The 18,474-nt window shown below is 61.4% G+C and carries 18 protein-coding genes; 11 read left to right on the top strand and 7 right to left on the bottom strand.

Annotated features, from left to right (window positions below; genetic code table 11):
- Together BUB23_RS04260 and yghU are read right to left on the bottom strand one after the other, a co-directional pair.
- Nucleotides 1–1,452, bottom strand: coding sequence for a DUF6880 family protein (locus tag BUB23_RS04260; protein ID WP_143160878.1), 1,452 nt, complete (start codon nucleotides 1,450–1,452; stop codon nucleotides 1–3).
- Between the two features lie 44 nt (nucleotides 1,453–1,496).
- The gene (gene yghU / locus BUB23_RS04265) at nucleotides 1,497–2,372 is read right to left on the bottom strand and encodes a glutathione-dependent disulfide-bond oxidoreductase (protein ID WP_073101862.1); all 876 of its coding nucleotides are present in this window, start codon (nucleotides 2,370–2,372) and stop codon (nucleotides 1,497–1,499) included.
- A 677-nt stretch (nucleotides 2,373–3,049) separates the two neighbouring features.
- Here yghU and BUB23_RS04270 point away from each other — a divergent pair.
- From BUB23_RS04270 to BUB23_RS04320, 11 genes are all read left to right on the top strand, one after another.
- On the top strand, nucleotides 3,050–4,009 hold the full coding sequence (locus BUB23_RS04270) for a LysR family transcriptional regulator (protein ID WP_073101863.1): 960 nt from the start codon (nucleotides 3,050–3,052) through the stop codon (nucleotides 4,007–4,009).
- Nucleotides 4,010–4,148: 139 nt separating this feature from the next.
- Entirely contained in the window at nucleotides 4,149–5,348 is a 1,200-nt protein-coding gene (locus tag BUB23_RS04275) for an NAD-dependent formate dehydrogenase (protein WP_073101864.1), read from the top strand.
- 69 nt (nucleotides 5,349–5,417) lie between these two features.
- Nucleotides 5,418–5,567, top strand: coding sequence for an HPP family protein (locus BUB23_RS27775; RefSeq protein WP_425439520.1), 150 nt, complete (start codon nucleotides 5,418–5,420; stop codon nucleotides 5,565–5,567).
- 244 nt (nucleotides 5,568–5,811) lie between these two features.
- Nucleotides 5,812–6,483 (top strand): GntR family transcriptional regulator, encoded by a 672-nt coding sequence (locus tag BUB23_RS04285; RefSeq protein WP_084135722.1) that lies wholly within the window; start codon nucleotides 5,812–5,814, stop codon nucleotides 6,481–6,483.
- A 259-nt stretch (nucleotides 6,484–6,742) separates the two neighbouring features.
- Nucleotides 6,743–7,723, top strand: a complete 981-nt coding sequence (locus BUB23_RS04290; RefSeq protein ID WP_073101866.1) for a D-2-hydroxyacid dehydrogenase family protein — start codon at nucleotides 6,743–6,745, stop codon at nucleotides 7,721–7,723.
- A 14-nt stretch (nucleotides 7,724–7,737) separates the two neighbouring features.
- Nucleotides 7,738–8,901 carry an enolase C-terminal domain-like protein gene (locus tag BUB23_RS04295; RefSeq protein ID WP_073101867.1) on the top strand — a complete coding sequence of 388 codons (1,164 nt, stop codon included), beginning with the start codon at nucleotides 7,738–7,740 and terminating at the stop codon, nucleotides 8,899–8,901.
- A 12-nt stretch (nucleotides 8,902–8,913) separates the two neighbouring features.
- On the top strand, nucleotides 8,914–9,891 hold the full coding sequence (locus tag BUB23_RS04300) for an NAD(P)-dependent oxidoreductase (RefSeq protein WP_084135724.1): 978 nt from the start codon (nucleotides 8,914–8,916) through the stop codon (nucleotides 9,889–9,891).
- Nucleotides 9,888–10,658 carry a 2-keto-4-pentenoate hydratase gene (locus tag BUB23_RS04305; protein ID WP_073101868.1) on the top strand — a complete coding sequence of 257 codons (771 nt, stop codon included), beginning with the start codon at nucleotides 9,888–9,890 and terminating at the stop codon, nucleotides 10,656–10,658. The genes BUB23_RS04300 and BUB23_RS04305 overlap by 4 nt, the downstream gene beginning before the upstream one ends.
- A 21-nt stretch (nucleotides 10,659–10,679) precedes the next feature.
- Nucleotides 10,680–11,657 carry a Bug family tripartite tricarboxylate transporter substrate binding protein gene (locus BUB23_RS04310; RefSeq protein ID WP_073101869.1) on the top strand — a complete coding sequence of 326 codons (978 nt, stop codon included), beginning with the start codon at nucleotides 10,680–10,682 and terminating at the stop codon, nucleotides 11,655–11,657.
- Nucleotides 11,658–11,772: 115 nt separating this feature from the next.
- A complete protein-coding gene (locus BUB23_RS04315) occupies nucleotides 11,773–12,927 on the top strand; it encodes a Fic family protein (protein WP_073101870.1) in 1,155 nt (384 codons plus the stop codon).
- 54 nt (nucleotides 12,928–12,981) lie between these two features.
- Complete coding sequence (locus BUB23_RS04320) at nucleotides 12,982–13,374, top strand: nucleotide pyrophosphohydrolase (RefSeq protein ID WP_425439521.1); 393 nt, start codon at nucleotides 12,982–12,984, stop codon at nucleotides 13,372–13,374.
- Between the two features lie 51 nt (nucleotides 13,375–13,425).
- On the opposite strand, the gene nudC is transcribed toward BUB23_RS04320, so the two are convergent.
- From nudC to BUB23_RS04345, 5 genes are all read right to left on the bottom strand, one after another.
- On the bottom strand, nucleotides 13,426–14,202 hold the full coding sequence (gene nudC / locus BUB23_RS04325; RefSeq protein ID WP_073101871.1) for an NAD(+) diphosphatase: 777 nt from the start codon (nucleotides 14,200–14,202) through the stop codon (nucleotides 13,426–13,428).
- Nucleotides 14,203–14,347: 145 nt separating this feature from the next.
- Complete coding sequence (locus BUB23_RS04330; RefSeq protein WP_073101872.1) at nucleotides 14,348–15,721, bottom strand: MmgE/PrpD family protein; 1,374 nt, start codon at nucleotides 15,719–15,721, stop codon at nucleotides 14,348–14,350.
- Between the two features lie 8 nt (nucleotides 15,722–15,729).
- Nucleotides 15,730–16,608: an ABC transporter permease gene (locus tag BUB23_RS04335; RefSeq protein ID WP_084135726.1), complete on the bottom strand. Its 879-nt coding sequence runs from the start codon at nucleotides 16,606–16,608 to the stop codon at nucleotides 15,730–15,732.
- Nucleotides 16,601–17,389, bottom strand: a complete 789-nt coding sequence (locus BUB23_RS04340) for an ABC transporter ATP-binding protein (protein ID WP_073101874.1) — start codon at nucleotides 17,387–17,389, stop codon at nucleotides 16,601–16,603. The genes BUB23_RS04335 and BUB23_RS04340 overlap by 8 nt, the downstream gene beginning before the upstream one ends.
- Nucleotides 17,390–17,465: 76 nt before the next feature.
- A complete protein-coding gene (locus BUB23_RS04345) occupies nucleotides 17,466–18,467 on the bottom strand; it encodes an ABC transporter substrate-binding protein (RefSeq protein WP_073101875.1) in 1,002 nt (333 codons plus the stop codon).
- Between the last annotated feature and the right edge of the window lie 7 nt (nucleotides 18,468–18,474).

Consider the following 18,474-nt stretch of genomic DNA (forward strand, 5'->3'; position numbering starts at 1 on the left):
TCACGCCCCCTGCACTTGCGCCCAGAACGAGCGCTTGCGGCCGTGCTTGTCGCGCAGATGCTGGCAGAACGCCGCATGATCCGGCCTCTTTTGCCAATCAACAATGTTAGGCGCCATTATTTGCAGCTGGTGCAAATACCCGGCACCATGGGGATATGCTTTGGTATAGCCGCGTTCGAGCAAAGACACCAGCAGGGCTCTATAAATAATGGTTGCCGCCGGCAGATGCCCGTGGGTTTGCAGGGTATGGGCCAGCGTCGGAAGGCAATAATAATTCCGCCCATCGATCTGGGCGGCGTGATGCTCGACATATCGGGCGCATTCGCCCGCATGGCCGGTCTGGACCATAAGATCGGCATCATCGGTTGAAAACGTTGGGCTTGCCTGGATGCGCTCGATTTCCTGGGCGATGACCTCTTCCCGCCGGTGTGCCCCGATGACCTTCAGTAGATTTTCAAGCGCCGTCATGCCTCGGCAGCGATGGAAAATGGTCCATGCCAAAGCATGGGCGTCCACTTCCCTGCCCGTCTGCTGATAGATTTTCATACGCAGTTCGTCGCGCCGCCCCTGCTGGAAGAGGTCGTCGGGCGCCACCTGTTCCAGATGATGCAGCGCCCTGTCGAGGTCGCCGCTGGCCAAATAGACTTCGGCCATATCCGTCCTTGCCGCGGCTCCCAGTTCATCTGACGCGGCCCGCCGCAGTTGCTCGAACAAGGCGCCATCCTTCAGCAGGCGAGCCATGGTCTCTGCCATGTGGAACCAGCGAAAGCGGCGGTAGTTATCATTTTCCATCTGGGCGCATGCCAGGCCGTCGGCTGCCAGCGACCGCATTTCCAGCGAGGTCAGCCATTCGTGCGCACCATCGAGGATACTGTCGCGCACACCGTATTCATCAGCCGATATCAACGCTTTGATCCGTGACAGCAGGCCTGCCCTGTCGGGAAATTCTTTTGCATAGCGTGCGAACAGTTCAGGCGCCTCGTTGCGGTAAACGTCGCCGACGTATCCATCTGAATCATCGCAATGCTCGAACACAGAACCATCGGTCTCATAGAACCCAAGCACCAAATCCGCGCCAGTCTGCGCGTCGTGGATGGACGACGCGATATCGCTTAGCAACATGTGAATCTTGGTGGCGAGCGCCCTGGCGGAGTCCCAATCATAGTGCCTGCATTCCCGTTTCAGCGCATCGAGTTCGCTCTTGATCCGGGATTCCGCCTTATCCGCCGGGGCCAGAAGGCGGTCCACGAGTTTTTCGGCCTCTTCATACTGGCTGGAAAGGTCCAATATGGCATCGGCCAGCACATCGGCGCCCAGGCCGCATAATCTGGTTTTCCTGTCATCCATCATAGCGTCATCATCATTGACTAGCGGTCGCACGCCACTCCAATGAGCGAGTTTAAAACGGAACGCATTGTGCGACGGAACCTGGGCGTTCCCAGTCTCGCGCATCGCTGACGCCTGCCGCGCGCCTGACCGAAATTTATAAAGGACCTCTATTTGTCGTCGGTCAACTTGTCCTGCGTTCTGATTTCAAAGTCAGTTGCATCATGGCGTTCATGCAGCTGGCTTGAGAGTTCGCCGAAGGTACGGTTGACCATTCTTCCGCGCTGAACGGCCGGGCGTTCGCCTATGGCGTCCGCCCAGCGTTGGACATGCTTGTAATCCTGCACCGACAGGAACTCGGCCGCCTCGTACAGCCAGCCCTTGACCAGACCGCCGTACCAGGGCCAGATAGCCATGTCGGCGATCGTGTATTCGTTGCCGGACACGTATTCATGGGCCGCGAGCTGCTTGTCGAGCACATCGAGCTGGCGCTTCGTTTCCATTGCGTAGCGGTCGATCGCATACTCGATTTTCGTAGGAGCGTAGGCATAGAAATGGCCGAAGCCGCCTCCCAGGTAGGGAGCGCTGCCCATCTGCCAGAACAGCCACGACAGGCATTCGGCGCGGGCGCTGGCCTCGACCGGCAGGAAAGCCCCGAACTTCTCGGCCAGGTACAGCAAAATCGCGCCGGATTCGAAGACCCGGATCGGCTGCGGGCCGCTGCGGTCCACCAGCGCCGGGATCTTGGAGTTCGGGTTCACCGCCACAAAGCCGCTGCCGAATTGATCGCCGTCGCCGATCCTGATCAGCCAGGCGTCGTACTCCGCGCCCTGATGGCCGAGGCCGAGCAACTCCTCCAACAGCACGGTGACCTTCACACCATTCGGCGTCGCCAGCGAGTAGAGCTGGAGAGGATGGCGCCCGACCGGCAATTCCTTGTCCTGCGTAGGCCCCGACACTGGGCGGTTGATGTTCGCGAAGCGGCCGCCGCTCGCGGTGTTCCAGGTCCAGACTTTTGGCGGCACATAGTCGGGTGTATCGGTCATTCTTGAGACGCTCCTTGCATTCATGGGAGATGTAGCCGAATCCGCTCGCCGGAAATTTCGAACCGGAGCCGGACGTCACGGGTGAAGATTTCAGGCTGCTCGAACGCGGGAAAATGACGACCTCTCTGCCTTGTTTAAATAGACGAATTGATGACAGGCACACCCGAACCGACTCCAATATCCTGGCCTGCATGACTATTGTATTAGCAATCCACCCAAGCAATTATTCAGCCTACCTTGTTTCATAGTCAGCCTACCTTGTTTCAGCGTCAACCAATATGGCGGCGATCTGCCGCCGGGCGCGCAGATCGTCAAGAAACTCGGGCAAGGGCAAGCTTCGGCGAGAGCTTGCTAATGGACCTGCGGACCGGTACACGGGCCGGATCGATTTGGCGCCAGGGCGCATTAGCCGCCTTGTATTGATTGCGTGTCCAGAATTTGACAGCCGCAATACCCAAAGGAAGGCCCTCGGGCCATCTAATTCCGTGCCAACACTGATCAAACAAAAAACAAGTAATAGCCGCGCCGCGACGTCACAATGGGCAGCCTGCCTTGTCATGCCTCAAGGGTGGGAGAGGAGATTGCAACTACTGCTTCGTGAAATCCTTGGAGTTGATTATCATTGCTCTATATATACAGAAACATAACGAAGGAGATCTGAACGGAGGCGGCTACGCATGCTACTTAAACAATTAGGCTACTTGGTCACTTTATCCCGCGAAAAACATTTCGGGCGCGCTGCGCTGGCGTGCAATATATCGCAGCCGGCGTTGTCGGGAGCCATCCGCTCTGTAGAACAGGAACTGGAACTGACTATTGTACGCAGAGGGCAACGCTTTGAAGGCTTTACGCCGGAAGGAGAGAAGGTGCTGGCCTGGGCCCGGCGCATGCTGGCGGATTGCGAAGGCATGCGGCAGGAACTACGCCAGGAAGCGGGCAGCCCGCAAGGCACGCTGCGCATAGGAGCGATTCCCACGACCATTTCCCTGATACCCCTGTTCACGCAAGAATGTGTGCGGCATTTGCCGCGGGTCCGCCATCAGGTGCATTCCCTTTCGACCACGGAAATACTGAAACGCCTGGAGTCCTTTGAGCTGGACCTGGGCATCAGTTATCTTGACGGCAGCCACGGCAATAATTTCGATGGCATTTCTTTATTCTCCGAGCACTATGTTTTCATCACACGCGACGAAGCGCTGCTGGAGGGCCGCAGCGAAATCAGCGTGCAAGACGCCGCTGCGCAACCATTATGCATGCTGACGTCCGACATGCATGCGCGCCGCAGCGTGGACGCTTTTTTCCAGAGCTTCGGCATTTCCATTGCCCCTGTCGTAGAAACGGATTCCATCTTTGCGCTGTATGCCCATGTGCGTTGCGCTGGTCTCTGCAGCATCGTGCCCCATAGCATTCTTTGCCTGGAGGAAATGCGCCAGGAACTATCGGCCGTGCCGCTGTCTCCGACGCTGCGGCGGGAGGTGGGGCTGATTCTGCTCAAGCAGAGGCAGCGCAGCCCGGTGCTGAAGGCCGCGACCGAGCATTTCCTTGGCATGGATCTGCGCAGCCGGGTGGCGGGCCTGGGTCAATACGACATCTTCGATTATGGCGCCGCCGTCAGAAATGACGATAAGCCTGCTTGATCGGGTCATCAGCGCAAACGATTAGAAGTACCAGATGTTCTATGCCACCATCCCTTTGCCGTAGCGACAAGCACCACGAAAGCACGGCGGTGCAATGACAGACGCACCATCAAAATCATTCACAGAGGAGGTATCAATCATGGCAAAGATCATATGCGTACTATATGACGACCCGGTGACCGGCTATCCCGCATCCTACCCGCGCGATGGCCTTCCGCACATCGACGGCTATCCGAATGGACAGACGCTGCCTACGCCCAGGGCGATCGATTTCGAGCCGGGCAGTTTGCTGGGCAGCGTTTCAGGAGAACTGGGCTTGCGCAACTACCTGGAATCAAATGGCCACGAGCTGATCGTGACCTCCAGCAAGGATGGCGAAGACAGTGTGCTGGATCGTGAATTGCACGATGCGGAAATTGTGATCTCCCAGCCATTCTGGCCGGCCTACATGACCGCGGAGCGCATGGCGAAGGCGCCCAAGCTGAAGATGATCATAACAGCGGGTATTGGCTCGGACCACACAGACTTGCAAGCGGCAATGGACCGCGGCATCACAGTGACGGAAGTCACCTATTGCAATAGCCACAGTGTTGCGGAACACGTGCTGATGATGATTCTTTCATTGGTCAGGAACTATATTCCTTCTTATAACTGGGTCGTCAAAGGCGGCTGGAATATTGCGGATTGCGTGGCGCGCTCCTATGACCTGGAAGGCATGAACGTCGGCACGGTGGCCGCAGGCCGCATCGGATCGCGAGTGCTGCGCCTGCTCAAGCCCTTCGGTGTCAAGCTGCATTACCTGGACCGCCACCGCCTGCCCGATGCCGTGGAAAAAGAGCTGGGCCTGACCCACCACACCAGCCTGGAAAGCCTGACCAGGGTTTGCGATGTGCTTACGTTGAACTGCCCGCTGCATCCTGAAACAGAGCACATGATCGATGAAAAAGCCTTGGCGAATTTCAAGCGCGGCGCTTATCTTATCAATACGGCCCGCGGCAAGCTGTGCGACACAAACGCAATCGTGAAGGCACTGGAAAGCGGGCAACTGGCTGGCTATGCGGGCGATGTCTGGTTCCCCCAGCCCGCGCCGAAAGACCACCCGTGGCGCACGATGCCCAACCATGGCATGACGCCCCATATTTCGGGCAGCACGCTGTCCGCGCAAACGCGCTATGCGGCGGGGACGCGCGAAATCCTCGAGTGCTACTTCGAGAATCGCCCGATCCGCGATGAATACCTGATCGTGCAGGGAGGACACTTGGCGGGGGTCGGGGCGCATTCCTATAGCGCCGGCGACGCGACAGGAGGTTCGGAGGAAGCCGCCCGCTTCAATAAATAGTCCATGCGGCCCATATCCGGCATTCCCTTGCGGACCGGGGAAAAGAAGGCGCTATCCTGGCCTGGAAGCATGGCGCTGGCTGGCCAGGGAACCTTCTTCGCAATCGCCGGTGTTGGCGCGCTGGCGTTCCACTCGCATCAGCCATGGATTATTGCGTCGCTTGGCGCAAGTTGCTTACTGCTGTTTGGCTTCCCATGGCATCGGCATGCGCCGCGGTGACGATGCTGATGATGGCAACCCGCACGGTTCATGCTCCCGCGGGCAGCAATCCCATGGGAGGTTGCGCTTTCCCGACAATAGCGATAACAGTTCAGAGGCTTTACAAAGCTGAATGTACTAAACTGCCTAACTGTCCGCACCGGCCATGCATCGCAGGCCGGCCGCAGCTTGATGCTGCCGCAACACAACATGCCTCCCGCCCTTGAAAAAATTGCCGCAAATCCAGAACCTGTATGAGAACGGAATGGATGCGTTGCCTGTCGATTCACCCGACAACTTGTCCGACACGACGGTCAATCGCCTCAAGCAACGAATACGAGCCGAGATCGCGGCCGGCAAGATGAAGCCGGGCGTGCGCATGAAACTGGCCGAGATCGCGCAACGTTTCAACGTCAGCCATATGCCGGTGCGCGAGGCGCTTGGCCAGTTGAGCGCCGAGGGCCTGATCATCCTGCATCCGAACAAAGGAGCGTCGGTGCGGCCCGTAGACCGGCAGTTCATAGACGATATATACGACGTTCGCGGCGCGCTGGAAGGGCTGCTGGCGCGCCGGTGCGCCGAAAAAGCCACTCCTGTCCAGGCCGCGGCGCTGCGAGCGCTGGCCGAGGCCTATGCGGAAGCCGCGGCCCGCGGCGACCTGCCTGCCATGGTCCAGGCGAACCGGCAGTTTCACAGGCAGATTACGCTGTTCGCGGAGAATGCGCATGCCCTGCGCCTGCTCGATCACGGATGGGAGCTCATCTTTGGCTTCCGCCTGCGCCACGGACCCACGGCAACCCGTCTCAAGCAGATCATGCAGGAACATGCCAGCCTGGTCGCGGCCATCGACGCTCACGATGGGGCGGCGGCGGAAGAAATCGCACGCCAGCATTCCGTCCATGCGCGCGAAGACGTGCTGAAACTGTTGCCCGACTGACATACCCGAGCTTGCCGCCGGGCTAAGCGCCCGCGGCTGCCAACCCCTCTGGGCAAGCCCCCCTCCCCGCCTTTGCTCATGCGCGACATACGCAATCTCGCCGACTTCCGGTGACGAATCAAAAATTTGATCAAATATCAATTTTCCCCTAAACTGCAGACGAAGCCACTTCGGACTGGCCTCACGGCGAGCGGCAAGCCTGCCGGCAACGATATTCCGCTAAAGGAGACACCATGATTTTCGCGCGCAGAGTTTCCCCATGACCCGTATCGCCATACTCGACGACTGGCAACGGTTTGCCCGGATCGCTGCCGACTGGGCCCCTCTCGAATCGCGCGCCTCATTGCAGTTCTTTCATTCGCCATTCCGCGACGAAGACGAGGCTGCCGCGGCCCTGGCTGAATTCGACATCATTGTGGCCATGCGTGAACGCACGCCCTTTCCCGCTACGCTGGTTTCCCGACTGCCCAGGCTGCAGCTGTTTGCATTCACTGGGGCGCGAGGCGGCAAGATCGATTTCGCGGCGCTGTTGGCGCGCGGCATCACCATTGCTTGTACGGACGGCAGCGGCGGCGAGCCCACGGCGGAGCTTGCGCTTGGGCTCATGCTGTCTGCCGTGCGCCGCATTCCGGCCGGCGACGCGGCACTGCGCGGCGGCCGGTTCCAGGAAGGCGTCTCGCCCGGCTTCACGCTAAAGGGCAAGACGCTGGGGGTGATTGGCCTGGGCCGGATCGGCTCGCTCGTTGCCGGCTACGGGGCCGCCCTGGGCATGCAGGTTCTCGCGTGGAGCCGCAACCTGACGCCGGAGCGGGCTCAGGCCGCCGGCGCCCGCTTTGCCTCCCGGGACGAATTGCTGCGCACATCGGACATTGTCACCCTGCATGTGGTCCTCTCGGACGAGACTCGCAGGCTCATCGGCCGCGCCGAGATTGCCGCCATGAAGCAAGGGGCGGTGCTGGTCAATACCTCGCGTTCAGGCCTGATCGACCAGGCGGCGCTGCTGGAAGCGACCAATGCGCAGCGCATCATCGCTGCCATCGACGTCTATGACACCGAGCCGCTGGACCCCGCCGATCCCATCCGCAGCGCGCGCAACACCGTGCTGACTCCGCATCTGGGGTATGGGTCGGTCGAGACGCTGCAGACCTACTACCGGCAAAGCATCGAGAACGTGCTGGCATTTCTTGACGGCGCCCCCATCCGCGTCATTAGCGCCGATCCGAATGCGCGCCGCCACTGACACATATCGAATCCATGAAAATCATTGCCATCGAACCGTTCACACTAGTGCAGCCGCCTCTGGACCGATCCCAGTCGCGCCGCCCCTGCTACAACCACACAGCGCGGCGGGCGTTTCCCATCCACAAGTATCCCGAATTTCCCCGTGCGATCGGCCGCACTCCTGGACAGTCGTTCGAGGAAGTCTGGATACGCGTCACCGCCGAAGACGGCACTTATGGACTGGGCAATTGCCGCTGGTCCAATCTGGTGGGACCATTGATCACGCAACACTTCGCACCGTTGCTGATTGGACGGGACTGCTTCGCCATCGAAATGATCAACGACCTGATGTGGCGATCCACTATGCGCTTTGGCGCAGGGGGGCTGGGCACTGTCGTGCGCAGCGCGCTGGACCTGGCTCTGTGGGATCTCAAGGGCAAGCTGCTGGAACAGCCGGTCTACAAGTTGCTGGGAGGACCCGCGCGCGAATCCATCGATGTGTATTGCACCAGCGACGACCTTGACTGGTCCATGGAGCTGGGCTTCAAGGCGTTCAAAATCAGCAATCCGGTGCACCACACCGAAGGTCCGGCCGGTATCGATATCATCGAGGAAAAGGTTGCCAAGGCGCGCGAGACAGTCGGTCCGACGGCGCAACTTATGTACAACCCCGTGATGTCCTTCAATGTCGAATATGCGATCCGGGTCATGGAGCGCCTGCGCCCATACCGCCTCAGTTGGTTCGAAGAGCCCCTGATGCCGCATGATATCGACGGCCTGGCCAGGATCAAGGCCGCCATCCCGACGATTCCGCTGGCGACCGGCGAAGATCACCAGGGCCGGCATGTTTTTTTCGAGATGGCTCGACGCCATTGCGTGGATATATTCCAGCCCGACCTGCGCATCTGCGGCGGACTGACCGAAGCGCTGAAAATCTATGCCATAGGCGAAGCGGCCGGGATTCCGACCATCCCCCATGCCGGCGGCAATATCCCCTATGCCCAGCATTTCTCCTTTGCGCTGCCCGAGGCAACGATGGCCGAGTACTGGATGAATTCCGATCCGGGCGTGCCCCTGGAAAAGGCCACGCCGTATCCCGGCGCGGCCGTTCCGGTGAATGGCAAGTTGGTGCCTTCGGATGCCCCGGGATTCGGCTTCGAAATCTCGCCGTCGTCGCTGGCGCCGTTGCCGAACTGAGGAGGCCACAGCATGCGCATCACCTTGCTGCCCACTGCGCTATCCCGGCCTGCCCTGCGGGCCCGGCTGGCAACCATACCTGGCATCGAGTTCGACTGGATCGACGACAGGCGTCAATTGGCGCGGTCCCTGGAGACGGCCGAGGCGCTTATCGTCGGCACGCCTCTGCTGGATGAAGACGCGCTGGCCTGCATAGGCCGCGCGCCAATGCTGCGGTGGCTGCAACTGCTCAACGCCGGCGTCGAAAAGATTCCGCCTGGGCTGCTGCGCGACACACAGATCCTGTGCAATGCGAGCGCTGCCCTGGCCCCCACAGTGGCCGAACACGCATTGTCGCTGCTGCTGGCTCTTGGCCGGGGCCTGGACAGTTTCGTTGCGGCCAGGACCAACATGCTTTGGGAAGCCAGCCGCAAGGGCAAACTGCGCTCGCTGCATGGCGCGACAGTGGTTATCGTGGGCTTCGGCGCCATCGGCCAAAGCCTGGGTTCCCTGCTGCGGCCGTTGAGGTGCCGCATCATCGCCATCACCCGCAATGGCGGACCGGAACCCATGGCCGATGCGTCTGTTGCGATGGACGACATCGACAATGCGCTGGCCCAGGCGGACGCCATCGTGCTGACCCTGCCGCTGACGACCGCAACCACCCGGCTGTTCAATGCGCGGCGCTTCGCGGCCTGCGCCCGGAAACCGATCTTGATCAATGTGTCGCGCGGCGCGATCGTCGACACGCTCGCGCTCGATGACGCCCTGCGCACCGGGCAGATCGGCGCGGCGGGCCTGGACGTGGTCGATCCGGAGCCATTGCCGCCCCGGCACCCGCTCTGGTCCGCGCCGAATCTGATCCTGACGCCTCATGTGGCGGCAGGCGGCAGCCACGACGCGCTGGCTGACTTCATTGCAGAGAATATCCAGCGATACGCCCACGGCCAGGAGCCGCTGTCGCGCGTGTCGGCCCGTCAACTTGCATTTTCATCGCAACTCCCGCCATGAACATCCCGACTTTGTCCCCAGCCCTCCAGGAATCGGCGGACCTGCTGGCCGCCAGCCGCCGCAGCGGCGTGCGTCTCGTGGCGCTGCCCGAGGCGGGCCGGCCCGCCAGCCTGGAGCAGGCGCTCGATATTCAGGACGCCGTCACCCATGCTTTGGGGGAAACGGTGGGAGGCTGGAAGGTCGCCGTCGACAAGGACGGCCGCGCATCGCGTGGCGCCATGTTCGCATCCAGGATTTTCCCGAGTCCCGCCCGAGTCGCAAGCTCGGCCGTACCCTTGCTGGGCGTGGAGATCGAGGTCGCCTTCGTTTTCAATCGCGACCTGCCGCCACGTAGCGAGCCCTACAGCGAGGACGAGCTGGCGGACATGGTGACCGCCCTGCCGGCGATCGAGATCGTCGATTCGCGATACACCGACTACCACACAACGCCCAAGCTGGACCGGGTGGCCGACCATTCCTCCTTCGGCATACTGGTCAGGGGCCGGCCCGAACTGCGCTGGCGCGACCTGGACCTGGGCCACGCGCAGGCGCGCATCTGCGCCGACGGCCAGGAGCTGGGCGCCGGCGTCGGAAACGCCAAGTGCGGCAACCCTCTGCTGCCGGCTCTCGTGCTGGCGAACTCATTGCGCACAGAGGGACGCATCAAGGCGGGACATATCGTCACAACAGGCACCTACACACCGCTGCGTTTTGTCAGGCCCGGGCAGCGGATCACGGCGAGCATCCAGGGCCTGGGAACAGTGTCGGTCGACACACTCACTGAATAATTCAATCCGAGGAGACATTCCATGCGCAGGCTACCTTCGATTCTGCTGGCCGCCGCCGCCCTGTTCACTCTACATGGAACGCAGGCTGCCCCCGCCACCTATCCCAACCACGCAGTCAGGATGATCATTCCTTTCCCGCCCGGAGGCGTTAACGACATCGTGGCGCGCATACTCGCCGACGGGCTCGGCAAACGCTGGAACACCAGCGTCGTCGTGGAAAACAAACCCGGCGGCAGCGCCATCATAGGCGCTAGGGCGGTGGCTGCCGCCCCGGCCGACGGCTATACCCTGCTTGTGGCGCCGTCCGTGTTGTCCAGCCATCCCGCACTGTTTCCCAATGCGGGCTATGACCTGAAAAAAGACTTGGCGCCCCTGTCCCGGATCGCGATCTTTCCAGTGCTCGTGCTCACTGATCCCAAGCTGAATCTGATGAACGGCAAACAGCTGCTCGACTATATTCGCGCAAGCAGCGGACCCGTCTACTATGGCGGGCCGGGCGCATCGAGCACGCCCAACATGGCGGCGCAGTGGCTCAAATTCAAGGCCAGCGGCATGGATAACCTGACGCCCGTGCCCTACAAGGGTGACTCCGACATCATCACTGCCATCATGAGCGGCACAGTACCCGTCGGATTCGTGGGGCTGCCTTCGGGCCTGCCGCACATCGCCGGCGGAAGGGTTCGCGCAACGGCGGTCAGCACCCGCGACCGCGCTGCGCAATTACCGGACGTGAGCACGCTGGCGGAAAGCGGCGTCACGGACTATGAGCTTTCCGGCTGGAGCGCCCTCATGGCGCCGGCCGGCACGCCGCCGGAGATCGTCGACACGATCTCCGAAAGCGTCCAGGCCGTCCTTCGCGATCCGCAAGTGGCCGAGAAGATCACCAAGCTCGGCGCAATTCCCACGCCCAGCTCACCCGCAGAGTTCAAGGAATTCCTGGACCAGGAAATCACCAAGATGACCCAGATCGTTGAGGCTGCCGGCATCAAACCCAACTGACATCGCTCCGCAGCCAGGATTTCAGCGGCCCTGAACGCAGGCCCAAACCGGTCCATGGCCGCCAAGATTTGAGCTGGACATTGACATTGTGGTGAATCATCCCCACAATCACCGCATGAATAGCGGCGAATACATTTGGCAATCCCCGCACTGGCCCCGGTGGCAGTACGATCTTAATTCCTTGGCGGAGCCAATGGCTGTGGCCAGTCGCGCCCAGGGTCTGTTGATAGGGCGGCTCACTGATGTGGGCCTTGCCCTTCAAAATGAAGCCAGCCTTGCCGCGCTGACCGAAGACGTAATCCAGACCAGCGCCATCGAGGGCGAACTCCTCAACATGGTCTCAGCGCGTTCTTCGGTGGCGCGTCGGCTCGGCGTGGATATCGGTGCGTTGGCGCCTGTAGATCGACACATAGAAGGCGTGGTGGACATGGCGATCGATGCCACGGGCAACGCCCATCTGCCGGTCTCGAGGGATAGATTGTCCGGTTGGCATGCGGCCCTGTTCCCGACCGGCTACTCTGGCATGAGCCGCATCCGGGCAGGCGCCTGGCGCAACGATGCCGGTGGCCCCATGCAGGTCGTCTCGGGTCCCATCGGTCGTCAGCATGTGCACTACGAAGCGCCGCCCGCCGGGCGGCTCGACGCAGAAATGGAGCAGTTCCTCAGTTGGCTCAACGGCACATCCCGAGAGCCAGCGCTGATCAAAGCCGGCATCGGCCACCTATGGTTCGTCACGCTACACCCCTTCGATGATGGTAACGGCCGCATTGCCCGCGCCATCGGTGACCTGCTGCTCGCCCGCGCCGATGGCAGATCGCAGCGCTTCTACAGCCTCTCGGCGCAGATCCAGCGTGAACGCAAAGCTTATTACGGCATCCTGGAACGCACCCAGAAGGGGAGTCTGGACGTGACCGAATGGCTTGCGTGGTTCTTGGCAACCTTGCACTACGCCGTACAACAAGCACATCAAACGCTGGATCGTGTGCTTGCCAAAGCGCGATTCTGGCAGCGGGTGGCCGCCATTCCCATGAATGAGAGGCAGATTAAAGTGCTTGACCGGCTGCTCGACGGCTTTGAAGGCAAGCTGACGACCAGCAAGTGGGCGGCATTGGCGAAGTGTTCAACGGACACGGCGCTTCGGGATGTCAACGAGCTGGTGCAACGAGGGGTACTGCAAAAATCCGCAGCCAGCGGTCGTAGCACCAACTACGAAATAAATAATCTCGTAGAAACTCACGAACACGTTTCGCACTCCGAACTCAAACAATAAATCTATTAAAAACAAGTAAGATGGTCTACGTACTAATACTGACGTGGAAGAACGGTGGAGATCAATACCAGTAAAACAAAATCGGGCGAACATCTCGTTGATGTGGCGCCGCTAGCCGCCGCGCTGGAAAAGTTTGCCACTGAGCGCGAGTGGGCGCAGTTTCACTCCCCCAAAAACCTGGTCATGGCGCTCACCGGGGAAGTCGGCGAGCTGGCAGAAATTTTCCAATGGATGACCGAAGAACAGTCGCATGCCGCCGGGGGCAGCCCAGGCACTTCACAAGCCGTCAAAGAAGAACTCGCCGATATACTGCTTTACCTTGTCCGCCTGGCATCCGTACTTGGCGTCGACCTGAACGTAGCGGCGCAGCACAAGCTTCAAGTGAATGCCGAAAAATACCCTGTCGACAAGGCCAGGGGTTCGAACAAGAAATACACCGAACTCTGATCCGGGCGGCTTCAACAAACCGGCATGCCGAACCGACATGCCGGCGACGCCTCAGACCGAGGCGCGCCTGGCAACATCCGGCGGCAGATTTGCCCGCAGCAGGCGGCCGGCGATGGACTCGACCATGGGAATATCGGGCAAGGCGTCGCCAGGGCCGAACCAGAGCGCATCGGCGATTTCGTCCTCCTGGATACGAAGTTCGCCGCCGGCATACTCGGCGGTGTAGGCGATCATGAGCGAATGCGGGAACGGCCATGACTGGCTGCCGAAATAGCGCAGGTCTTTGACCCGCAGGCCTACTTCCTCGAGCACCTCGCGGTGGATGGCCTCTTCTATGCTTTCCCCCGCCTCGACAAAGCCGGCCAGCGCGGTGTAACGCGCGGTGGCGTATGTCGCGTGGCGCGCCAGCAGGATCTCGTCGCCCCGCTTGATGAGCACCATCATTGCGGGCGAGATGCGCGGGTAGGCGGAAAAGCCGCAGGCGGGGCAATGGAAGCAGAGTTCTTTTTCCGACTTGCGCATGGGCGTCGCGCAAACGCCGCAATAACGGTGGGTGCGCACCCACTCCGCCACTTGAAACGCGCGGCTGGCCAGCGCGCCGTGTTCGCCAAGCTCGGCCATGACGGCCCGCAGCTTGCGGAACGCAAAGCCGGAAGGCGCCTCGACATCGCGCGCGACATGACAGGTACGGTGGCTGGAGCCGGCGGAAAGCCATACCGGCTGAAGCGCGTCGGCCCCCAGGCCGATGAGGGCGCAGACATCAGCATCGGGAAAGTCGATGCGGGATTCGCACAAGAGGAGCTCGTCGCCCCGGAAAATCAAATTCATGTTGTCTCCCAATTATCTGTGCGAAACATCATACTCCCGCAACCGTCCACACCGTTATCCGCCGTTATCTGCTTTTCTACGCCGTCCCGCCCTAAGAAACAACCGGACACCAGCATGCGCCAATACCCGATGCCGCGGCAGGAGTCTACGCCCGCGGCGCCTCGCGCGTCAGCGTGCGGGTCAGCGCGCCGGCATCCGCCTGCTCTTCAAAGCCATGCAACAACGCCAGGCTGGCCTCCACCTGCTCCGGCCGCAATCCCGCCATGGGAACCAGGCGCCGGTACTTGGCGTCGATGTCATCCCAACACGCGCCACGCGGGCCCGAGCCGCGCGGGGACACGCAGGTGCTGGAGAATTCGCGGCCGTCCTTGAGCAGAATGGCGACGCTGCCGCCATGGCGATGCGGAAACCGGTCGGGCAAGGGCGCGGGGGATGGATCGAAAACGATTTTGTCCTGGACGCGGGCGATGACGGGGTCGGTCATTTTGGCCAAGGTCATGGCATCCCAGCCGAATTCCCGGTCGACGATGGAGGCCGCCACGAAATACACCAGGCTGTGCGCGGCATCGACGAGGTTGCGCGGGTGCGGCTCGCCTTTGAAATTGGTCCATTGCACCGCCGCGGAAATGGTGACGCGCTCGATGTCGTCGGGGCTTACATCGCCGGCGCTGGCCGCATCGGCGGCCGCTTCGGCGGTGGCATGAAACGGATGGGCGCCGGGCATGAGCTTGATGGCCATGTCGGTGACGATGTCCCAGTCTTCACCCAGGCCCCGCGCGATGTCGTCCATGGCTTGGCCGTTCATCGCGCTAAGGAATCCCCGTGGCGTTTCAAGAATAGCCAGGTCGGCCTGGAAGCCCTGCCGGGCTGCCAGCGCGGCCTGTACGCCCGCCATGGCCGCGTTGCCGGCATGGTACTCGCGCGCGCAGCTTGTATCGGCGGCAACGGCCATGCCGCCGATGGACGTGGCGGCAAGCGCGATGGCGTGGGCCATGCGGCCCGCGTCCAGGCCAAGCAGCCGGCCCGCGGTCACCGCCGCGCCGAACACCGTCGACACCGAGCCATGAAAGCCACGCTGCATGCGGCCCGGCGTAAGCGATTCATCGATGCGTCCGGCCACTTCGTAGCCCAGCACCATGGCGGCCAGAAGATCGCGGCCCGGCGCGCCCATATGCTCGCCCAGAGCGATGGCGGTAGTGGAAACGATGGTGCCGATATGGGCAATGCTGCGCAGGTCGCTGTCGTCGGAAGCCGCCGCGTCGCTGGCTACGGCGTTGACCCGGACCGCCCGGGTCAGGGGCAGGCGGGTTCCGTGAAACCATGCGGTGGCCTGCCCGGCGCCGCCCTCTTCCAGTTCCAGGCCGCGCACAATGCGGGCGGAGTCTATGTCGTGGCCCATGGCCGCGCTGGCGATGGTGCTGGCCAGGCTCATTTTGGCGCGCTCGATGGCCGCCGCGGGGATGCCGCTGGCGGGTGTGCCTGTCGCGAATTCGGCCAGTGTCCGGGCAAGAGTCGTCATGTCGCGGTTCAGGTCTGCATCCCCCAGCGCCCGATGGTGCGCCGCTCGACCACCCGGAAGATCAGGTTTTCCACCAGCAGGCCGAACAGGATCACGGTGAGCAGCCCGGCGAATACGTTGGGTATGTCGAGCATGTTCTTGTTCTGGAAGATGTACCAGCCCAGGCCGCCCGAGCCGGAGCTGGAGCCGAACACGAGTTCCGCGGCGATCAGGGTGCGCCACGCAAAGGCCCAGCCTATTTTCATGCCGGTGAGTATGCTGGGAAATGCGCCGGGGATCAGGATCTTGCATACATACCCCATGCGGGTCAGGCCGTAATTGCGGCCCACCATGCGCCAGGTCGGGCTGACCGAGCGGAAGCCCGAATGGGTGTTGAGGGCGACGGCCCACAGCACGGCGTGGATGAGCACGAAAATGATGCTGGCGTTGCCCAGCCCGAACCAGACCATAGACAGCGGCAGCAAGGCAATGGAAGGCAAGGGGTTGAACATGGAAGTCAGCGTTTCCAGCAGATCGGCCCCCACGCGCGTCGCGCTGGCAAAGGCAGTGAACAGCGCGGCGATGAGCAAGCCCGCCGCATATCCTTGCAGCAGCAGGGAGATCGACGTCCAGGTCGCGCGCAGCAGCGTGCCCGACAAAATGCCCGAGAAAAACGCCTGGATCGTGGCCACAAAAGTGGGAAACAGCAAGGGGTTGCCGGACCACCGGGCATACGCTTCCCAGACGATGGCCAGGGCGAGCAGCATGATGCTCTTGCGGAATGGGTCGTTGTCGAGCAGGCGTTCCCAGACACCCAGCGGCTTTTCGATTATGCCAAAGCCCTTGTCCTCGACGGTGTTGATGATTTCTTCACGATAAACCGTGGCATTCGGAATTGCTTCAGACATGCGCCATTCTCCCCTGCGTTGCATTTTCCTGGAACAGCAGCTCTTCGATGCGCTGCGTCAGCAGCTTGCCGTCAGGCCCCCTGGCGTCGATGCCATCGCTGTTGAGCTCGGCCCTTACCTGGCCGGGATGCGGACTGAGCAGCAAAATCCGGCTGCCTATACGGACCGCCTCGGGAATGGAGTGGGTGACGAACAACACGGTGAACCGGGTGTCTTCCCACAACTGCAAGAGCTCCTCCTGCATTTTTGCGCGCGTAAGGGCATCCAGCGCCGCGAAAGGTTCATCCATCAGCAGGATCTCCGGCTCCATGGCCATGCCGCGGGCTATGGCCACGCGCTGCTTCATGCCGCCTGAAAGGGTATGCGGCAGGCTGTCGGCAAAGCCGGACAGATTGACTTTGTCGATGTAGTGCATGGCTTTTTCTTCAGCGGCTTTGCGCTCCAGGCGGCCGCTGGCGGTCAGCGCGAATACGACGTTTTCCTTGACGGTCTTCCAGGGCAGAAGCTGATCGAATTCCTGGAACACCATGACACGATCCGGCCCCGGCCTGGCGATTTCCTGGTTGTTCAGCCTGATCTGGCCTTCGACGGTGGGCAGATAGCCGCCCACGGCCTTCAATAGCGTGGATTTGCCGCAGCCCGACGGCCCCACGATAACAAACCGGTCGGAGCGGTAAACGTCGAAGCTGACGCGGTAGGTCGCCGTAATGAGGTGATCTTTGGTGCGATAGCGCAGGGTGACCCCCTGGACCGACAGCAAAGGTGCTGGGGATGGACGCATAGAAGACTGTCTCCAAACTTTCTTTCTGAGGCGTGCCGCATCCGGGCGCGACCGGATGCGGCGGCCGGGTTCGCGGTCAGTTGCCGGCGGAAACAGCGGGACCCGGGAAGAATAATTCTTCGATCTTCTCGGGCCGGTTCTTGAGGGACTTGATGTCGTTCATGAATGTCGCGTACTTCATGACGTTCTCTGGCTTGGCCGTGTACTTGAGGGACGGGTCGTTCAGGATCTCGACCATGTCCTCGACCTTGCCGCTGCCGCCCATGGAGGCAATGAGCACTTTGGCCGCGCCTTCTTTGTCTGCCTTGATCATGTCCTGCGCCTCTTGAAGCGCGGCGACGAACGCGGCGTAGACTTTGGGGTTGTCGTCATGAAAGCGGGTGGTGGTGGACACCATGGTGAACGTGGTGGACCCGCCCATGACGTCGTCCGAGTTCTGGATCGTGCGTATGCCTTCCGTTTTTATCTCGCGCTCCGCCAGCGGCGACGACGCGTAATGCGCCGCGATGCTTCCACCGCCGGATATGAGCGCCGCAGCGGCATCGCCGTGGTTCATGCTGACGGTATAGGGGTCGAACCGGAAGGCCTGGTCCTTGCCGTATTTTTCGACCGCGTACATCTGCATGACGATGGACGGGATCGACGACTTGACCGAGGTCACCGCGATTTTGTCGCCTTCCTTCAGGTCATCGATGGACTTGAGGTGCGGCGCGCGCGCGTTCAGGTACATGGGCATGGAGCTGATGGCCGCCACGCCCTTGACGTTGGCCGTGCCCTTGGTGCGATCCCACAGCAGCAGGAAAGACGGAGGGCCGGCCGAAATGAAATCGGCCGAGCCTGACAGCAAGGCATCGATCATTACGGAAGGACCGCCGATGTTGGCCCAGTTGATGGTGACTTTTTGGCCGGCCTTCTCGGCATGTTTTTCGATAAGCTTGTGCTCCTTCATCATGTGCAGGGGCAAGAACCCGAAGCCGCCTGCTCCGAGCGGGATATTGAGCTTGCTGACTTCCGCGTGCGCGCCGAGCGGCATGAGCCCCGCGGCGGCAAGTAAAACCATGGTTACGTGCTTCTTCATTGTCTTC

Origin of the sequence: Pollutimonas bauzanensis, from assembly GCF_900129885.1 — a bacterium.
Classification (GTDB): Bacteria; Pseudomonadota; Gammaproteobacteria; order Burkholderiales; family Burkholderiaceae_B; genus Pollutimonas; species Pollutimonas bauzanensis.

What these genes read in the sequence shown, in the direction of transcription:
- BUB23_RS04305 (WP_073101868.1), top strand. Translation starts at nt 9,888, where the DNA reads ATGAACATCCCGACTTTGTCCCCAGCCCTCCAGGAATCGGCGGACCTG.
- BUB23_RS04340 (WP_073101874.1), bottom strand. Translation starts at nt 17,389, where the DNA reads ATGCGTCCATCCCCAGCACCTTTGCTGTCGGTCCAGGGGGTCACCCTG.
- BUB23_RS27775 (WP_425439520.1), top strand. Translation starts at nt 5,418, where the DNA reads ATGGCGCTGGCTGGCCAGGGAACCTTCTTCGCAATCGCCGGTGTTGGC.
- BUB23_RS04295 (WP_073101867.1), top strand. Translation starts at nt 7,738, where the DNA reads ATGAAAATCATTGCCATCGAACCGTTCACACTAGTGCAGCCGCCTCTG.
- BUB23_RS04260 (WP_143160878.1), bottom strand. Translation starts at nt 1,452, where the DNA reads ATGCGCGAGACTGGGAACGCCCAGGTTCCGTCGCACAATGCGTTCCGT.
- BUB23_RS04270 (WP_073101863.1), top strand. Translation starts at nt 3,050, where the DNA reads ATGCTACTTAAACAATTAGGCTACTTGGTCACTTTATCCCGCGAAAAA.
- BUB23_RS04300 (WP_084135724.1), top strand. Translation starts at nt 8,914, where the DNA reads ATGCGCATCACCTTGCTGCCCACTGCGCTATCCCGGCCTGCCCTGCGG.
- BUB23_RS04310 (WP_073101869.1), top strand. Translation starts at nt 10,680, where the DNA reads ATGCGCAGGCTACCTTCGATTCTGCTGGCCGCCGCCGCCCTGTTCACT.
- yghU (WP_073101862.1), bottom strand. Translation starts at nt 2,372, where the DNA reads ATGACCGATACACCCGACTATGTGCCGCCAAAAGTCTGGACCTGGAAC.
- BUB23_RS04285 (WP_084135722.1), top strand. Translation starts at nt 5,812, where the DNA reads ATGGATGCGTTGCCTGTCGATTCACCCGACAACTTGTCCGACACGACG.
- nudC (WP_073101871.1), bottom strand. Translation starts at nt 14,202, where the DNA reads ATGAATTTGATTTTCCGGGGCGACGAGCTCCTCTTGTGCGAATCCCGC.
- BUB23_RS04275 (WP_073101864.1), top strand. Translation starts at nt 4,149, where the DNA reads ATGGCAAAGATCATATGCGTACTATATGACGACCCGGTGACCGGCTAT.
- BUB23_RS04290 (WP_073101866.1), top strand. Translation starts at nt 6,743, where the DNA reads ATGACCCGTATCGCCATACTCGACGACTGGCAACGGTTTGCCCGGATC.
- BUB23_RS04315 (WP_073101870.1), top strand. Translation starts at nt 11,773, where the DNA reads ATGAATAGCGGCGAATACATTTGGCAATCCCCGCACTGGCCCCGGTGG.
- BUB23_RS04335 (WP_084135726.1), bottom strand. Translation starts at nt 16,608, where the DNA reads ATGTCTGAAGCAATTCCGAATGCCACGGTTTATCGTGAAGAAATCATC.
- BUB23_RS04330 (WP_073101872.1), bottom strand. Translation starts at nt 15,721, where the DNA reads ATGACGACTCTTGCCCGGACACTGGCCGAATTCGCGACAGGCACACCC.
- BUB23_RS04345 (WP_073101875.1), bottom strand. Translation starts at nt 18,467, where the DNA reads ATGAAGAAGCACGTAACCATGGTTTTACTTGCCGCCGCGGGGCTCATG.